Origin of the sequence: Streptosporangium sp. NPDC002524, assembly GCF_040295985.1 — a bacterium.
GTDB lineage: Bacteria > Actinomycetota > Actinomycetes > Streptosporangiales > Streptosporangiaceae > Streptosporangium.
The window spans coordinates 1-14,989 of record NZ_JBEOWK010000057.1; the positions used below are offsets into that span (position 1 = coordinate 1).

The 14,989-nt window shown below is 72.3% G+C and carries 11 protein-coding genes; 4 read left to right on the forward strand and 7 right to left on the reverse strand.

Features of this window, described 5'->3' with window-relative positions; all coding sequences use genetic code 11:
* Positions 1-257 precede the first annotated feature (257 nt).
* Positions 258-2,279: a HelD family protein gene (locus tag ABT053_RS42890; protein ID WP_350977865.1), complete on the reverse strand. Its 2,022-nt coding sequence runs from the start codon at positions 2,277-2,279 to the stop codon at positions 258-260.
* 137 nt (positions 2,280-2,416) lie between these two features.
* On the opposite strand from ABT053_RS42890, the gene ABT053_RS42895 reads away from it, so the two are divergent.
* Complete coding sequence (locus ABT053_RS42895) at positions 2,417-2,725, forward strand: hypothetical protein (RefSeq protein ID WP_350977868.1); 309 nt, start codon at positions 2,417-2,419, stop codon at positions 2,723-2,725.
* 292 nt (positions 2,726-3,017) lie between these two features.
* On the opposite strand, the gene ABT053_RS42900 is transcribed toward ABT053_RS42895, so the two are convergent.
* The 4 genes from ABT053_RS42900 to ABT053_RS42915 all read right to left on the reverse strand — a co-directional run bounded on the left by ABT053_RS42900 (position 3,018) and on the right by ABT053_RS42915 (position 9,425).
* Positions 3,018-4,664: a DNA repair helicase XPB gene (locus tag ABT053_RS42900; RefSeq protein ID WP_344744284.1), complete on the reverse strand. Its 1,647-nt coding sequence runs from the start codon at positions 4,662-4,664 to the stop codon at positions 3,018-3,020.
* 461 nt (positions 4,665-5,125) lie between these two features.
* Positions 5,126-5,728 carry a hypothetical protein gene (locus ABT053_RS42905; RefSeq protein WP_350977871.1) on the reverse strand — a complete coding sequence of 201 codons (603 nt, stop codon included), beginning with the start codon at positions 5,726-5,728 and terminating at the stop codon, positions 5,126-5,128.
* Positions 5,729-6,055: 327 nt separating this feature from the next.
* Positions 6,056-8,509, reverse strand: a complete 2,454-nt coding sequence (locus tag ABT053_RS42910) for a helicase-associated domain-containing protein (RefSeq protein ID WP_350977874.1) — start codon at positions 8,507-8,509, stop codon at positions 6,056-6,058.
* A 607-nt stretch (positions 8,510-9,116) separates the two neighbouring features.
* Positions 9,117-9,425, reverse strand: coding sequence for a hypothetical protein (locus tag ABT053_RS42915; RefSeq protein ID WP_350977875.1), 309 nt, complete (start codon positions 9,423-9,425; stop codon positions 9,117-9,119).
* Between the two features lie 690 nt (positions 9,426-10,115).
* Between ABT053_RS42915 and ABT053_RS42920 the strand changes: the two genes are divergently transcribed.
* Entirely contained in the window at positions 10,116-10,892 is a 777-nt protein-coding gene (locus tag ABT053_RS42920) for a hypothetical protein (RefSeq protein WP_350977878.1), read from the forward strand.
* Positions 10,893-11,016: 124 nt separating this feature from the next.
* Here ABT053_RS42920 and ABT053_RS42925 read toward each other — a convergent pair whose 3' ends face one another.
* Positions 11,017-11,640 (reverse strand): TetR/AcrR family transcriptional regulator, encoded by a 624-nt coding sequence (locus tag ABT053_RS42925; RefSeq protein ID WP_350977881.1) that lies wholly within the window; start codon positions 11,638-11,640, stop codon positions 11,017-11,019.
* A gap of 533 nt (positions 11,641-12,173) precedes the next feature.
* Here ABT053_RS42925 and ABT053_RS42930 point away from each other — a divergent pair.
* Positions 12,174-12,791 carry an HAD family hydrolase gene (locus tag ABT053_RS42930; protein ID WP_350977884.1) on the forward strand — a complete coding sequence of 206 codons (618 nt, stop codon included), beginning with the start codon at positions 12,174-12,176 and terminating at the stop codon, positions 12,789-12,791.
* A 90-nt stretch (positions 12,792-12,881) separates the two neighbouring features.
* Complete coding sequence (locus ABT053_RS42935; protein ID WP_344744291.1) at positions 12,882-13,280, forward strand: cold-shock protein; 399 nt, start codon at positions 12,882-12,884, stop codon at positions 13,278-13,280.
* 185 nt (positions 13,281-13,465) lie between these two features.
* Here ABT053_RS42935 and ABT053_RS42940 read toward each other — a convergent pair.
* A partial coding sequence (locus ABT053_RS42940; RefSeq protein ID WP_350977886.1) for an MFS transporter occupies positions 13,466-14,989 on the reverse strand: 1,524 nt, incomplete at its 5' end.

Below are 14,989 nucleotides of genomic sequence, written 5' to 3' on the forward strand. Positions count from 1 at the left end.
GCTGTTCCTCACCACCGAGGCCGTCATCGCCGAGAAGCCCGAGAAGGCCGGAGCCGCCCCCGCCATGCCCGGCGGCGGCGACATGGACTTCTGAGTCCACGCGCTTTCGAAAAAGAGGCGACCCCGAAGTGCCGGGGCCGCCTCTTTTTGTTCTCCCCTTCCGCCGTCCCGCACGCGGCCCCGGGAAGGGCCGCGGTGACAGGGGCGCGGGGTCCCCTCTTCCGTCGTGCCGCGCGGGCCCGTACGCGCTCCCGGGGCTAGCCGAGCTGGGCGGGCAGCGGCCTGGAGTGCAGGACGGTCAGGGAGGTGACCGCGCGGGTCAGCACCACGTAGAGGCGGGCCAGGCCACGGGGTTCGGCGTCGACGATGTCGGCGGGCTCGGCCACGATCACGTGGTCGTACTCCAGGCCCTTGGCCAGGGACGCCGGGATGACCAGGAGGCGGTGGTCCTCGACCGTGTCGGGGCTCAGCACCCGGTGCTCCAGGTGGGCCAGCGCCTCGGACGCGGCACCCACCGAGGCGTCGGGGACGATGACGCCGATCGACCCCTCGCGGGCGAGTGCCTCCTCGGCGGCGCGGGCCAGCGACGCGGCGAGGTCGGGTGCCGGGCGCACCGACAGGGAGCCCGCGCCGGGCCGCAGCGACCGGGGCGCGGCCAGGCCGGGGGCGACGGAGGGCAGCAGCCTGGCCGCGTAGTCGAGGACCTCCCGGGGCACCCGGAAGCCCAGGGTGAGCTCGGTGACCGCGCCGTCCTCGAAACCGAGATGGGTGAGGACCTCCGTCCAGGAGCGGGCGGACCAGGGCGTGGTGCCCTGCGCGAGGTCGCCCAGCACGGTGGCCGAGCCGGTGCGGCAGCGCCGCCCCAGGGCCCGCAGCTGCATGGCCGACAGGTCCTGGGCCTCGTCCACGACGAGGTGGCCCAGCGGGACGGTCCGCTCGATCATGTCGGCCAGCTCGTCCATCAGCGCGCCGTCGGCCGCCGACCACCTGGCCGAGCGGAAGGACTTTGAAGGCTTCGCCCACAGCAGCAGCGACTGCTCCTCGGCCGTGAGGTCGTCCTTCGCGGCGGCGGCGAGGAAGGCGGGGTCGCTGAACAGCCGGTGGAGCACCTGCTGCGGGGTCAGCTTGGGCCAGACCAGGTCCACGAGCTGTCTGACCGGCTTGGACCTGGCCACCGCGTCCTGCACCCGGTCGTCGGGCGACTCGCCGCGCTGCTCCATCCGGACGAGCACCAGGTGGGCGAGGCGCTGGGCGAGCGTGGCGCGCCCCGGGCCGTAGCGGGTGGTGCCGCGCAGCGCGGCGACGATCTCGCGGACCTCGTGGTCGGCGACCCGGTAGCGGTTGATCCCCTTGGTGAACAGCACGCCCTCGGTGGGCTTGACGACGTGCATCCACAGGGCGCGCCCGAGCACGGGGACGATCCTCGCGTCACCCTTGATCGTGCTGGTGGCGGGGTCCTCGGGGGCGGAGTGGTCGCCGAGGATCCCGGCGGCCGTGGTCTGGTCGACCTTGACCTCGCCCAGGGCGGGGAGCACGGAGGAGATGTAGGAGAGGAACGCCCGGTTCGGGCCGACGATCATCACGCCCGAGCGGGCGAGCCGCTCGCGGTGGGTGAAGAGCAGGTAGGCGGCCCGGTGCAGGCCGACGGCGGTCTTCCCGGTGCCGGGGGCGCCCTGGACGCACACGGTCTGTCCCAGGTCGGAGCGGACGATCTCGTCCTGGTCGGGCTGGATCGTCGCGACGATGTCGCGCATCGGCCCCGAGCGCGGGCGCTCGATCTCCTCGGTGAGAATCCTGCTCTGGGCGAGGGCGGCGCCGCCCTGGTCGAGGCGCTCGTCCTCGTACGCGGTCAGGTCGCCGCCCCGGTAGCCGAACCTGCGGCGCAGGGCGACGCGCATCGGGTCGGACGGGCTGGCCTGGTAGAAGGCCCGCGAGACCGGGGCCCGCCAGTCGATGACCAGGGGGCGGCTGCTGTCGTCGTGGACGTGCCTGCGCCCGACGTAGACCGTGCCGGGGAGGTCGTCCCCCTTCTGGCGGTCGAGGCGGCCGAAGAACAGGGGCGTGCCGGAGTGGTCGGCGAGCGCCTCGACGCGCTGGTCCAGCAGCGCCTGCAGGATCTGCTGGGAGACCCAGTCACCGGCGGCGTCGGAGGAGAGGGAGCGGGCGTGCTCGCGCATCGCGCGCAGCGCCGCCCTGGAGACGGCCAGATGCTCGCGCTCGGCGGCGAGGATCCGGGCGGGGTCGTCGGTTATGTCGGGGGCCAATTGATGTGCGGGCACGCTGAAGCGCCTCCCATTCGATAAACGGAGGTGGTGGTCATCGGGCAGCGAATCGACCAGCTTAGCGGCGACCATCCGGCGTCTCAAAAGGATTAACGCCGGACTGGGAGGCGGCGGTCGCGGGTATCCCCACGGTCGTGCGGATCTCCCCTGTCATACCGGTCGTCGTCGGCCTTCTCCTGGCCGCGCTCTGGGGGTTCTCGGCGTTCGCGGGCTGGGGAGTCGAGGCCTTCTGCTCCGACCCCGGCTGCGTGGCCAGGCTGGCCGGGGTGGTGCGGCTGTCGTCCCTGTTCGCGGCGGTCGCCGCCTGCTGCACGGCGGCGGCCCTGCCGGCACCGGGGAAGCGTGGTGCCGGGAGTCGTTTCACCGCTCTGATGACCGCCGCGGTGGTCGCCTGGGTGATCGCGGAGGGCGTTCTCTTCGCGGGCGGCCTGATCGTCCGGTAGTCACCCGATTATCGTTCGGTGGTCACCTTTTACGGGACCGTCTCCCCGATCTTCAGAAGTCATCCTGATCGAATTCCGGGGCGGTCGCCCTGCTCGTTCGGTAGTCGCTCTGACACCCTCCGTCATTCTCCACGGAAATAGCGAAAAAGCGCGGCAAACATGGTGACTCCCGCAGATCATGGGGGTATGTCGCCAGTGGCCGCCAGGCCTAGCGAGGGGGTGGTTTGTTTGTCGAAAGCCCGCGGGATTTCGTGGACCTGACACAAATTGACGACGTGTTCGCCAGGTGGGGTCAATCTCCGGCGAGCACGTCGTCCGCGTCGATGATCTGATACGCGTACCCCTGCTCGGCCAGGAACCGCTGCCGGTGCGCCGCGAAATCCTGGTCGACCGTGTCGCGGCTGACCACCGAGTAGAAGCGGGCCCCGCCGCCGTCGGCCTTCGGCCGCAGCACCCGTCCCAGCCGCTGTGCCTCCTCCTGCCGGGACCCGAAGGTGCCCGACACCTGGATCGCCACCGCCGCCTCCGGCAGGTCGATGGAGAAGTTGGCGACCTTGGAGACGACCAGGACCTGGATCTCCCTGTCGCGGAACGCCTGGAAGAGCCGCTCCCGCTCCTTGACCTTCGTCTCTCCCTTGATGACCGGCGCGTTCAGGTGCTCGCCGAGCTCGTCGAGCTGGTCGATGTACTGCCCGATGACCAGCACCTGCTCGTCCAGGTGGCGGCGGACCAGCGCCTCGGTCACCCGCGTCTTGGACGGCGTGGTCGCGCAGAACCGGTAGCGCTCCTCGGACTCGGCCATCGCGTAGGCGAGCCGCTCCTCGTCGGTCAGCGTCACCCGCACCTCGACGCAGTCGGCCGGGGCGATCCAGCCCTGGTTCTCCATCTCCTTCCACGGCGCGTCGTACCGCTTGGGGCCGATCAGGGAGAACACGTCGCCCTCCCTGCCGTCCTCGCGCACGAGCGTCGCGGTCAGGCCCACCCGCCGCCTGGCCTGCAGGTCCGCGGTCATCCGGAAGATCGGCGCGGGCAGCAGGTGCACCTCGTCGTAGACGACCAGGCCCCAGTCGCGGGCGTCGAACAGCTCCAGGTGCCGGTAGACGCCCTGCCTGCGGGTCGTCATCACCTGGTACGTGGCGATGGTGACGGGCCGGATCTCCTTCTTCGTGCCGGTGTACTCGCCGATCTCGTCCTCGGTCAGCGAGGTCCGCTTGAGCAGCTCCTGCTTCCACTGGTGCGCGGAGACCGTGTTGGTCACCAGGATCAGGGTCGTCGCCTTGGCCTGCGCCATCGCCGCCGCGCCCACGATCGTCTTGCCCGCCCCGCAGGGGAGCACGACCACGCCGGAGCCGCCGTGCCAGAACGCCTCGGCGGCCTCCCGCTGGTAGGTGCGCAGCTCCCAGCCGTCCTCGGTGAGCGCGATCGGGTGGTGCTCGCCGTCGACGTACCCGGCCAGGTCCTCGGCGGGCCAGCCCAGCTTGAGCAGGTGCTGCTTGATGTTGCCGCGCTCGCTCGGGTGCACCACCACGCCGTCGTCGCCCAGGCGCTCGCCCAGCAGCGGCTGGATCTTCTTGGCGCGCAGGACCTCCTCCAGCACGGCCTTGTCGGTGCTGGTCAGGGCGAGGCCGTGGACGGGGTGCTTCTCCAGGCGGAGCCTGCCGTAGCGGGACATCGTCTCGGCGACGTCGACCAGCAGCGCGTGCGGCACGGGGTAGCGGCTGTGGGCGATCAGCGCGTCGATCACCTGCTCGGCGTCGTGCCCGGCGGCCCGCGCGTTCCACAGCGCGAGGGGGGTGATCCGGTAGGTGTGCACGTGCTCGGGGGCCCGCTCCAGCTCCGCGAACGGGGCGATCGCCTTGCGGCACTCCCCGGCCCTCTCGTGGTCGACCTCGAGGAGCAGGGTCTTGTCCGATTGGACGATCAATGGTCCGTCAGTCACAGACTTCTCCCTCAATCACCGCAGGTCGCAGTAGGTAGGTCACGGCAGGTTACGACGGATCGGCCCATGGTCGCACCCGTGGACGCCCGCGGGGTCGTCCCGCGCCGCCCGCGCGGCGCCTCCCTGTATGCAACAGACGGGAGCGCCCGGGCAGTCCCGTCCGGCCCACCCGATCTCCCAGGCCCGTCCGTCACCTGCCCGCCCGCCGGGCGCCCAGTCCTCGGGCGCCCGTCTGTCGCGTGCTTCGGGTGTCTCGGATGCCTGTCTGTCGGGTGCTTCGGGTGTCTCAGGTGCTTGTCTGCTGCGTGTCTCGGGTGCTTCGGGTGCCTGTCTGCCGCGTGTACGACCGTCGGGCGCCCGTCCGTCGCTCGCCCTGCCTTCGCGTGCCCGTCCGTCCGGGCGTGCGGTCCCCGGGTGGCGGGTGTCGCGCGTACGGCTCCGGCGGGCGGTCACCGGCATGGTCAGCTGGGGCCGAAGGCGCCGTTGAGGCCGGCGACGATGAAGAAGGTCACACCCAGGACGAGCAGCGCGATGTTGGCGCCGACGCTGATCCAGGTCCACCTGAGCAGGTTTCTCGCGCCTCGCGGATCGGTGTCGACCCTGCCCAGCGCGAGGCCCGACAGGATGGTGCCGATGAGGCCGCCGAGGCTCACGAAGCAGCTCAGCGCGAACACGAGGCTGATGACCAGGGCGACGATCGCGTGCGTCCTGACGCCCTCGACCTCGCGGGGCGACGGCGCCGCGTGGCCCTGCTGCCCGTACGCCTGCCCGTAGGAGGGGGGCTGCTCGCCGTAGCCCTGTCCGTATCCCTCGCCGTAGCCCTGCCCGTACTCCTGCCCGTAGGACTGGTCGAGATGGCCGGGGGTCTGGCCGTAACCCTTGGGCTGGCCGTAGTCGGGCTGGCCGTAGTCGGGCTGGCCGTACTCCGGCTGGTAACCCTGCTGGGGCTGCTCGTAGCCGTACGGCTGCCGGTCGTGACCCGGGGTCTGGCCCGGCCCCGTGGTGTAGGGGCTCTTCCAGTCGTCCGGGTTGGTGCTTGGGCCTTCGGAGTGACCGCTGCTCACTGGGGATCTCTCGCTTCTGTGGAGCTCAGAACGTCAACTGTTATCACGATATGGGTCGTGAGCCGGGTGTCAGGGGCGAATGGACTCGGTCGCGTCCCGGCGGACGGAACCCGGAGGAGGCCCCTCGCGCCCTGGCGGGCGCCCCGCTGAACGACATCGAACGACGCGGCGGACGGGCACGCCGCCGGACCGCCGGCCGAAAGTTGGCCGAGGGTCGGCCGAGCTCATGACGGGCCCGTTCCGGAATCGAGACTACCTCGTGCTCCCGCCCGGCACAGCGGGGCCGACGGGCCTTCCCGCTCTCATGCGGAACCGGTAAGGGGCATCTCACACGATGTCTGCTATGCCGGTGATGCGATGCAGGGCGAAGCGGTGCACCGCCGCCCGCGTCTCGTCGTAGGCGGTGAGATAGCCGCCCTCCATCCGGGCGGGTTCGAGGATCCGGCTGGTGGCGTTGCCCTGGGAGTCGAGGTAGCCGATCCAGACCTGCGACCCCTGCCGGATGGCCTCGCGAAGGGCGGTGATCGTGGCGGTGGCGGGGGAGCGCGGCACCTGGCCGCCGGGCGCGGCCACCGGGGCGCGGCGCGCCTGGTACGCGGCGTCACCCGCGCGCACGGCGCGCACCGCGGCCGCCACCACGTCGGCCTCGTGGCCGCTGAACGTGACCGGTGAACGGCCCGCCGAGGTGCCCTCGGTCCGGCGGACGTCGAGCTGGGTGATGATCACGTCACCGTCGAGCGACTCCGCCGCCGGGGCGTAGCCCATCGCGCGCAGCGAGTCGACGAGCGACGGCCGGGAGGACTTGGAGGCGATCACCGTGGGAGCGAGCCGCCGCAGCCGCAGCGGGATCGCCCGCCTGTCGGCCATCACCTCGTCGAGCAGGGAGGGGTCGTCGCACCGTACGTACGCGCTCGCCGTGCCGACGCGCATCCGGCCGTGGCGCCTGGCCACGTCGGTGACCAGATAGCTGAGCGGCTGCGGCACGGGCGTGGTCGAGTGGCGCTCCAGCATGGCCAGCAGCTCGTCGGCGCCCTGCCCGGCGTCCAGGGCCCGCCGGATCGACCGCTCGTCGAAGCGGTAGACCGTCGCGCCGCCGGTCGACTCCACCTCGGCCGCGACCGAGAGCCACCGCCGCAGGTCGCCGGTGAGCGGCCCGGGGGCGACCGCGGTCAGGTCGGCCTGGAGGAGCACGTGGTCGAGCGGCTCGGGCAGCAGCGGGAGCAGCAGGTGGGCGGCGGACACCGGACGGCCGCCACCGCCCGGACCGCCCGGACCGCCTGGACCGGCCGGGGCGGCGGAGTGGCCGGAGCCGCCGGAGTTGTCGGGGAGCAGGGCGCGACCGTGGGCCGCGAGCGCCCCGAGCCCGGTGACGCCGATCTGCTCGGCCTCGCGCAACGTGAACTCCACCAGCTGGTCGCGGTGGCCTCCGCGACGCCGGGGCTGCTCCCAGGCCAGGCGCTCGCGTACCGCGTCGGGGGTCGGCGCCACCCCCGGCGTCGAGGCGAGCATGCCCAGGGTCGTGGCGCGGACCTCGGCGGCGGCCGGGCGGCGCAGGTCGGGATGGAGCGCGTTGAGCAGCCGGTCGCGCTCGTCGCGCTCGCCGATGACCCCCGGCACCCGGTCCATGGTGAGCCAGGCCGTGGCCACCATCACCCAGCGGTCCTCCGTGGACTTCACCCGCCAGCCGTCGTAGACGGGGGTGGGCATCCAGTCGCCGTCGACGGTGCCGCTGGCCGCGATCAGCCCCGTCGCGTACGACACCTCGATGATCAGCCCTGTCACCCACTCGGGCAGGTCGAGCAGGCCCGCGGTCCGCTTGAGGTCGCGCACGGCCAGGCCGCCGCTGCGGAGCACGCCGGGCGGGTCGACGCTCCAGCGCTCGCACAGCTCCTCCACCGAGCGGGTGAACGTGAACGCCTGACCGGCGGCCGTCCGGTCGGCGAGCCGCCGGTCGCGCTCGGTGCCCTCGGTCGGGGGCGGGAACGGGGACAGGTCACGGTGAACGCGGCCGCCGCGCAGGAACAGGGCGACCTCGCGGGGTAGCACCACGGTCTCCTCGCCGGTGGCGGCGAGCAGGGCGCGGGAGAGGAGCTGCTCGATCGGCGACTGCGCGGTGGCGGCCCGCACCTCGCGGCGGGCGTTGGGCACCCGGCCGCTGGCCGGGCCCCAGACCAGCTCGTTCAGCGCGGACCGCGCCTGCGGCGAGACCTCCTCGACCAGCCGTCCGACGATTTCGCCGTTGGAGAGCAGCGCGGCGAGCGTCTCCTTGGTGGCGCTCCCGGCGTCGCCGGTGTCATCGGTGTCGCCCGTGACGTCCTGGACCAGCTCGGCCAGCCGCTCGGCGGGGTGGTGCCTGAACGCCTCCACGGCGGGCGGGCCGAGCCCCGCGGGAGCGTCGAGCACCTCCCGCACCCCGGGCGCCGGGGCCAGGGCGCGGTCGGGCCCGTAGACCAGGGCCATGGTGCGCAGCCGCTCGACCGTCTCCTTGAGGGCGCTCTGGAACTCCGGATCGGCCGGTCCCGGAAGGGCTCGGGCCATCTGGGCACGCAATGATCTGTACGCGACCGGGCCGGGCAGCACGGCCAGCGTCTCCACGACCGCGAGCGTGAACCGGTCGAGCCGGTCGAGCGCCCTGCCCACCGCCGACGGGCTGCTCGCCCGCCCGGCCAGTCCTTCGAGGTGAGCGGGCACGGGGGTGATGAGCTCGGGTCGCACGGAGACGAGAGCCCGCAACCGGTCGTCGCTCCGGCCGCGCAGCCACTCGGTGAACTCCGTGCTCATTCCGCCAATGGTAGGAGGCTTGACCGACATCGCGCGGCCTGGGGGAATTCCGGGATCCCGTGAAGAGGGCCGATCGATCATGTGATGGACGGCGAATGAGGGAAGAAGCTCACGAGCGAGACGTTGTCGAGAGAGGATGGCCAGTGTGATCGAGCGTGCGGACCAGCTCGTCCTGGACTACGTCAGCAAGGCCGCCGACGCGGCCCACGGCGTGCTGCCGCCGAGACAGCGGATCGACTTCGTCGCGGTGCTGCGCAGGCGGATCGACGCCGAGCGGGCGGGGGTGGACGACCCGGCCGCCGTGGCGAGGGTCCTGGCCCGTTTCGGCGACCCGGCGGCACTGGTCCACCGTGAGGTACGCCGCCTGGGGAGGGAGGCGCCCTCCCGCTCTTCGGGTCCGTCTTCGAGCCGATCTCCGGACCTGTCTTCGGAGGACCCGCCGGAGTATCCCGGGCCACGGGTTTCCGAGGAGGGCTCCCGGGGGTCCTGGGGTTTCTGGGGCGCGAGAGGTTCTCGGGGGTCCCGGAGTTCCGGGGGCTCGCCCGAGGGCTCCGGCACGGTTCCCAGGCCCCGGGAGGATCCCGCGGGGGCTTCCTCAGGGGCTCCCTCAGGGGCTCGCAGCGATGTCGGCCGTCCCAGTGGCGTCGGCCGTTCCGGTGACGTCGACGGTGCTGGCGATGCCGGCCCTTCGGGTGACGTCGGCCGTTCGGGCGACGCCGATCGTTTTGACGCTGTCGGCGTCGGCGGTCCAGGTGAGGTCAGCGGTCTTGGTGACGCCGACCGTTCTGGTGATGCCGACGGTCCTGACGATGTCGACCGTTCTGGTGACGTCGGCCGTTTGGGTGATGCCGATCGTTCTGGTGATGTCGGCCGCTCCGCCCGTGCAGCGGACCTCACCGGCACCTCGGCCGTCCATCCGGTGGCCGCCATGCCTCTCGCCGCCCCCACTCCGGAAGGTTCCGTGCCCGAGGACCGTGACCCCCCTCGGGGAGGTCCCGTTCCCGAGGACCGCGAGTCCACCCCCAAGGGGCCCGTCCCGGAGGGGGCCGCTCCCACGCCGCAGGGGGTGGTCTCCGGCCCGGACGGCCCCGGCCGCGCACCGGATGACCCGCCGTCTCCGGCCGCGCCCTCGTCCACGTCTACGCCCTCGCCTTCTTCCACCCCCTCATCCGCGCCTTCGTCCGAGCCCTCGCCGTCGTCACCGTCCACGCCGGGTGAGGCGGAGACGGGCGGGCGTGCCCCGTCGGCCGCTCGCGAGGCCACACCTGGAGATTCAGGTCTCCCGCCTTCCCGTCGTCCCGTCCGAGGGCATCCGTACGCCTCGACGGGTGCTCGTCCGGATGCGGGCGAACCCGCGCGAGGCCGTCCCGCCCCGGACCGTCCTGGGTCGGAGCGCCCGGAGCCGGATGCCCCCGAGGCCTCGGCCTCGCGCGCATCCAGGTGGGTGGAGCGGATCTTCCCCGCCCGCTCGCGACCGGCATCGGCCGCCCCGGAAGACGACGAGCCCGACGTTCCAGCCGGTAGCCGCCCGGAGAACCAGGAAGGTCCGGGGGACTCGGGGAGCCCGGGGCGGAGGGAAGACGCCGCAGACGAGTGGGAGGACGCGGTGGAGAGCGACCCGCCCACCGAGGAGATCCCGCCCGTACAGGACCCTCTTCCGCCGCCGGTGGTACGGCAGGAGGCACCGGAGCAACCGCGGGAACCGCAGGACCCGCGGGAATCGCGGGAATCACGGGAACCGGAGGGGAAGCGCGAGGAAGAGCCGAAGGCGGAGCGGGAGGAGAAGGAGGATCGGCCGGAGGCGCCGCGCGGGAGGCCGGGAGACGCCGGGGGCCGCCCGGAGCTTCCGCCCGGGGTGGCCAGGGGGATACGGGAGGCCGAGGAGCGGCTGGCCAGGAGGCGGGCGCGTAACCGGCCCGACTGGCTGCGCCGCAGGCAGCGCCCGGCGCGGTCGAGGGAGGACGTCGTCCCCGGCACCCAGGACGCCAGGACGATCCTGCTGGGCCACCGGCGCGAGACGATCGGCATGGCCCTGCTCGCCCTGGCCGGTCTGCTGATCCCCTTCCCGCTCGCCCCGCTCGCGATCTTCAGGATCCCGGTGCTGGTCTGGGCCGTCGCGGTGCTCGTCGTGATCGCCTGCGAGAACTGGCACACCTCCGACAAGGCGCTCGGGCTGGCCGCGCCGATCCTGAGCTACTCCCTCGGCGGCGGACTGGTCGCCCTCGTCAGGGCCAGGAACGACCTCGGCTCGGTGGTGGACGAGTTCTTCACCATCAGCGGGCTCATGTTCATGCTGGGTACGGCGTGGGCCGTCTTCTGGCTGGCCTACCGCCTGCTCAACCCCCCGGTCCCCGTGGGAAGGGGAGTCCGCCGACCCGGGTGACGTTCGCGCGAGGCGGTTCCCTCGGGGGGCGTCAGCCGAAGTGCCCGGACGGGACTGGCCGGTCGTCGTCCGGCGAGGTTTCGTGCGGGACGGTTCACGGATGGCCCGCCGACCGCCGGGTGCGTCAGCCGAGGGCCTGGACCGCGGGGCGGGGCAGCAGGCCGAGGGCGAGGCACACCCAGGAGGCGACGAAGCGGTCGCGCTCCACGCGGCCGGGGGGTTCGCCCACGGTCTCCTCGAACAGCTGATAGTTGATCACCGCTCCGCCGAGCACGGCACCGATGGCGGGCCAGTCGGCGGCGGCTCCGGCGTACTCGGGCTGGGCGCGGAACCAGGTGGTGATCGCGTCGAACATGGGCTGCAGCAGGCTTTCGCGCACGGTCGCGACCAGTTCGGGGAACTGGCTCAGGTCGCGGAAGAAGACGCGCGTCAGCTGCCTCTCCTCGCGGACCTTGGCCAGCCCCAGCCCGCACAACTGGGCCAGCCGTTCCTCGACGTCGGCCGAGGTGTCGACGACGCTCAGCTCGGTCAGGGTCTCGGTGATCTGTGCCCGCGTCCTGGCGGCGTGCTCGTTCATCGCCGCGGCCAGGACCTCGTACTTGGACTTGAAGTGCCGGTAGAGGCCACCGGCGCCGGGGGAGAGCCCGGAGGCGGCCTCGATCTCGGCCACCGAGGTCGCCGAGTAGCCCCGTTCGGCGAACAGGCGTAACGCCTCGTCGATGATCCGCTCGCGCGTCGATCTGGTCATTCTCTGCCGATACCTCCTCCGTGACCTTATCCAGTGCCGTCCGAGGCGGATCGCACCACACCGTGCCGAACCGATTCCCGCCCGTGGCGAAGGGATCGAGGGGCTGGTCACGAGGTGATTCCCACCCGTGTCGCCGTCCGGCTGCGCGGGGCCCGGTCCACTGCCCGGCTTCACCGACCGGCCCAGGTGGCGGCTTACGGGCCGGTACCCGGACCGGCACGCGGGGCGGTTCGCCGAGGCGCAAGGGGAGGCCCTCAGGACTGGCCCCCAGGACCGGGTCTCAGGACTGACCCTCAGGACCGGGTCGCGAAGACCGAACCCGGCACGTTCCGGGGACCCGCCCTCCGGAGAAGGGCGGGGGAAGAGGCGCTCATACGCCTTCCGGATTAAGGAAATCTTTTCGCGAAGGCTTCCACATTGGGGGGTCTCACCAACAACGCTTAGGATTAGCCATGTTTAGGGTGATTTGGCATTCTTTGAGGCCTTCTTGGAGAATCCTCTTGTGAAGCCGACAAGGAACTGTGAGTGACCTGATGAACTCCGTGGGATTCGACCTCGATCTGACGCTCGCCGACACGCGCGCGGGCATCGCCGCCGTTTACGACGAGCTGGCGCTGCGTACCGGCGTCTTCATCGACAGCGTCGCCGTGGTGGCCAGGCTGGGACCGCCGCTGGAGTGGGAGCTGGCCAACTGGATGCCCGCCGAGGAGGTCCCCGCGGCCGCCGACGTCTACCGGGAGCTGTACCCGTCGATCGCCATCCCGGTCACCACCCTCATGCCCGGCGCGCGCGAGGCCGTCGAGGCCGTACGGCGGGCGGGAGGCCGGGTCGCCGTCGTGACGGGGAAGAACGCCCGTGACGCGGCGAGCACGGTCGAGTTCCTCGGCCTGGAGGTGGACGAGGTCGCCGGGTCGGTTTTCGGGGCGGCCAAGGGTCCGGCCCTCGCGGCGTTCGGCGCCGCCGCATATGTTGGAGATCATGTCGCTGACATCGACGCGGCGCGGGCGGGGGGAGTCGTCAGCGTGGCGGTGGCGACCGGCGTCTATCCGGTGGGAGAACTGCGTGATCACGGAGCCGATGTGATCCTGGGTGATCTGACCGAGTTCGTCGAATGGTTTGACGGGTGGCGAACCCCCGCCGCTCTCGTGTAATTCGGGCTCCAATACGCGGTCGCCCTCGGCGCTCGCTGGGCATAACCTACATCCATTCCTTTTCACGACAGTCTGAACGAGGTCACCCCTGTGCCGAGTGGCAAGGTCAAGTGGTACGACGCCGACAAGGGATTCGGCTTCCTCACCCGCGACGACGGCGGTGAGGTCTTCGTGCATTCTTCCGCGCTACCCTCCGGCGTGGATTCCCTCAAGCCGGGCCAGAAGGTCGAATTCGGTGTGGCCGAAGGGCGCCGCGGCCAGCAGGCGCTCTCGGTCCGGGTGATCGACCAACCCCCCACCCTCGCCAAGACCGCCAAGCCCAAGGGCAAGCGCAAGAAGCCCGACGAGATGGTCGTCATCGTGGAGGACCTGATCAAGCTCCTGGACACGGTCTCCACGTCGTACCAGCGGGGCAAGCAGCCCGAGGCGGCGCACGCGAAGAAGATCGCCGCCGTGCTCCGGGCCGTCGCCGACGACCTGGACGACTGACCTCGCCGGCCGCTCGCCGCTCACCGTTCCGCTGACCGCCGGTACGAAGCCACAGGCGGTGTCCGGTCGGCCCGATCTCCCGCGCGCTCGGCGGTCCGGTCACGCGGATCCTTCCGTGCCCACCCCTCCGGCCCGGGTGCGCGGATCCGGGGCTCTCCTCGGCCCCTGAGCGTCGGGAGGGCGGCTCAGCCGTGGGGGTTGGTGAGCGGCCTGGTCCGCTTCTCCGTCGGGGGGTCCCCGTGGTGCACGACCGCGGTGGTCGTCCCGGCGGGCCGCGGCCTGACCCACCCCCCGGACTCCCCGGGCTCCTCGGGGTCCTCCGGCGTCGCGTCCCGCGAGGGCCGCTCCCCGTTCGTCGCGGGGTGCGGCCCGGACGGGGCGGGGCGCGGGCCCCTGGCGGCCTCGACCCTGGCGTCCACCTCCCGGACCCGCCTGCGGCGGCGTACCAGCAGCCAGCCGAGCGAGCCCGCCAGCACCGCGGCCATCACGGCGAGCCCCGCCGTCCCGTCCGCGAACAGCGAGAGCCAGAGCCCGACCAGGCCGCCCAGCACCCAGGCGATCTGCAAAAAGGCCTCCACCACCCCGAACGTGGACGAGCGCACCTCCTCGCCGATCTCCCGCTGCACGATCGCGTCCAGCGCGAGCTTGCCCAGCCCCTGGGCGAACGCGGCCACCAGCGCGACCGCCACCGCGCTCCACAGCTGGAAGACGACGGCCGCCAGTATCGTGATCGCGGTCGTCATGGCGAGCGTGCCCAGCACGATGACCTGCGGGGAGTGGTTGCGCACCCACGAGGCCACGGCCGTGCCCGCCAGCCCCCCGACCCCGGCGGCCACCGCGAGCACGCCGATGGCGACCATCGGCGGCAGGCCGGGCAGGTTCTTGTCCTGGACGAGGAAGAGCAGGTAGAAGAGCAGGAACCCGGAGTAGAGGCGGATGGCCACGTTGGCGTGCATCGCCTCGGCCACCACCGGGCCCACGTTCAGCATCGTGCGCCAGCGGGGCGGACGCTCCTCACCCTCGTCGTCGAGCTCCTCCAGGTCGGGGGAGTCGATGTGGCGCGGGAGGCGTACGGCCAGCACGCCCTGGAGCAGGAAGAGCACCGTCGCCCCGCGCAGCACCCACTCGGCGCCCAGCCAGGCGCTGGCGCCCGCGCCGATCGGCACCGCGATTCCCGCCGTGACCAGCGCGAACAGGGCGACCCGCGCGTTCGCCGTGACCAGCGCGATGTCGGCGGGCAGCACGCTCGGCATGATCGCCGCGCGGGAGACGTTGTAGGCCTTCGACAGCACCAGCACGGCCAGCGCCGCCGGGAAGATCGTGAACACGTCGCCGGGGACGATCGCCGCCGCCATCGCGAAGCAGAGCAGCCCTCGGCCGAAGAGGGTCCCGGCCATCACGAACCGCCGCCCGGAGCGGAACCGGTCGAGGACCGGGCCGACGAACGGCGCGACCACCACGAACGGGATCATCGTGATCAGCAGGTAGAGGGCGACCTGGCCGCGTGCCTCGTTCACCGGGAGCTTGAAGAGGGTCCCGGCCAGGGCGGCGGTGACCAGGGCGTCGCCCGCGCTGTGCGCGGCGGTCAGCTCGATCAGCTGGCCCAGCCCGGTGCGGCCCGCGCCCTGCGCGTGGGTGAGCCGCCGCGCGGCCCGGCCCGCCCGCTGGGTGCCGCTCACCGCTCCCCGCCCCGCCCGCGCCGTCGCCCG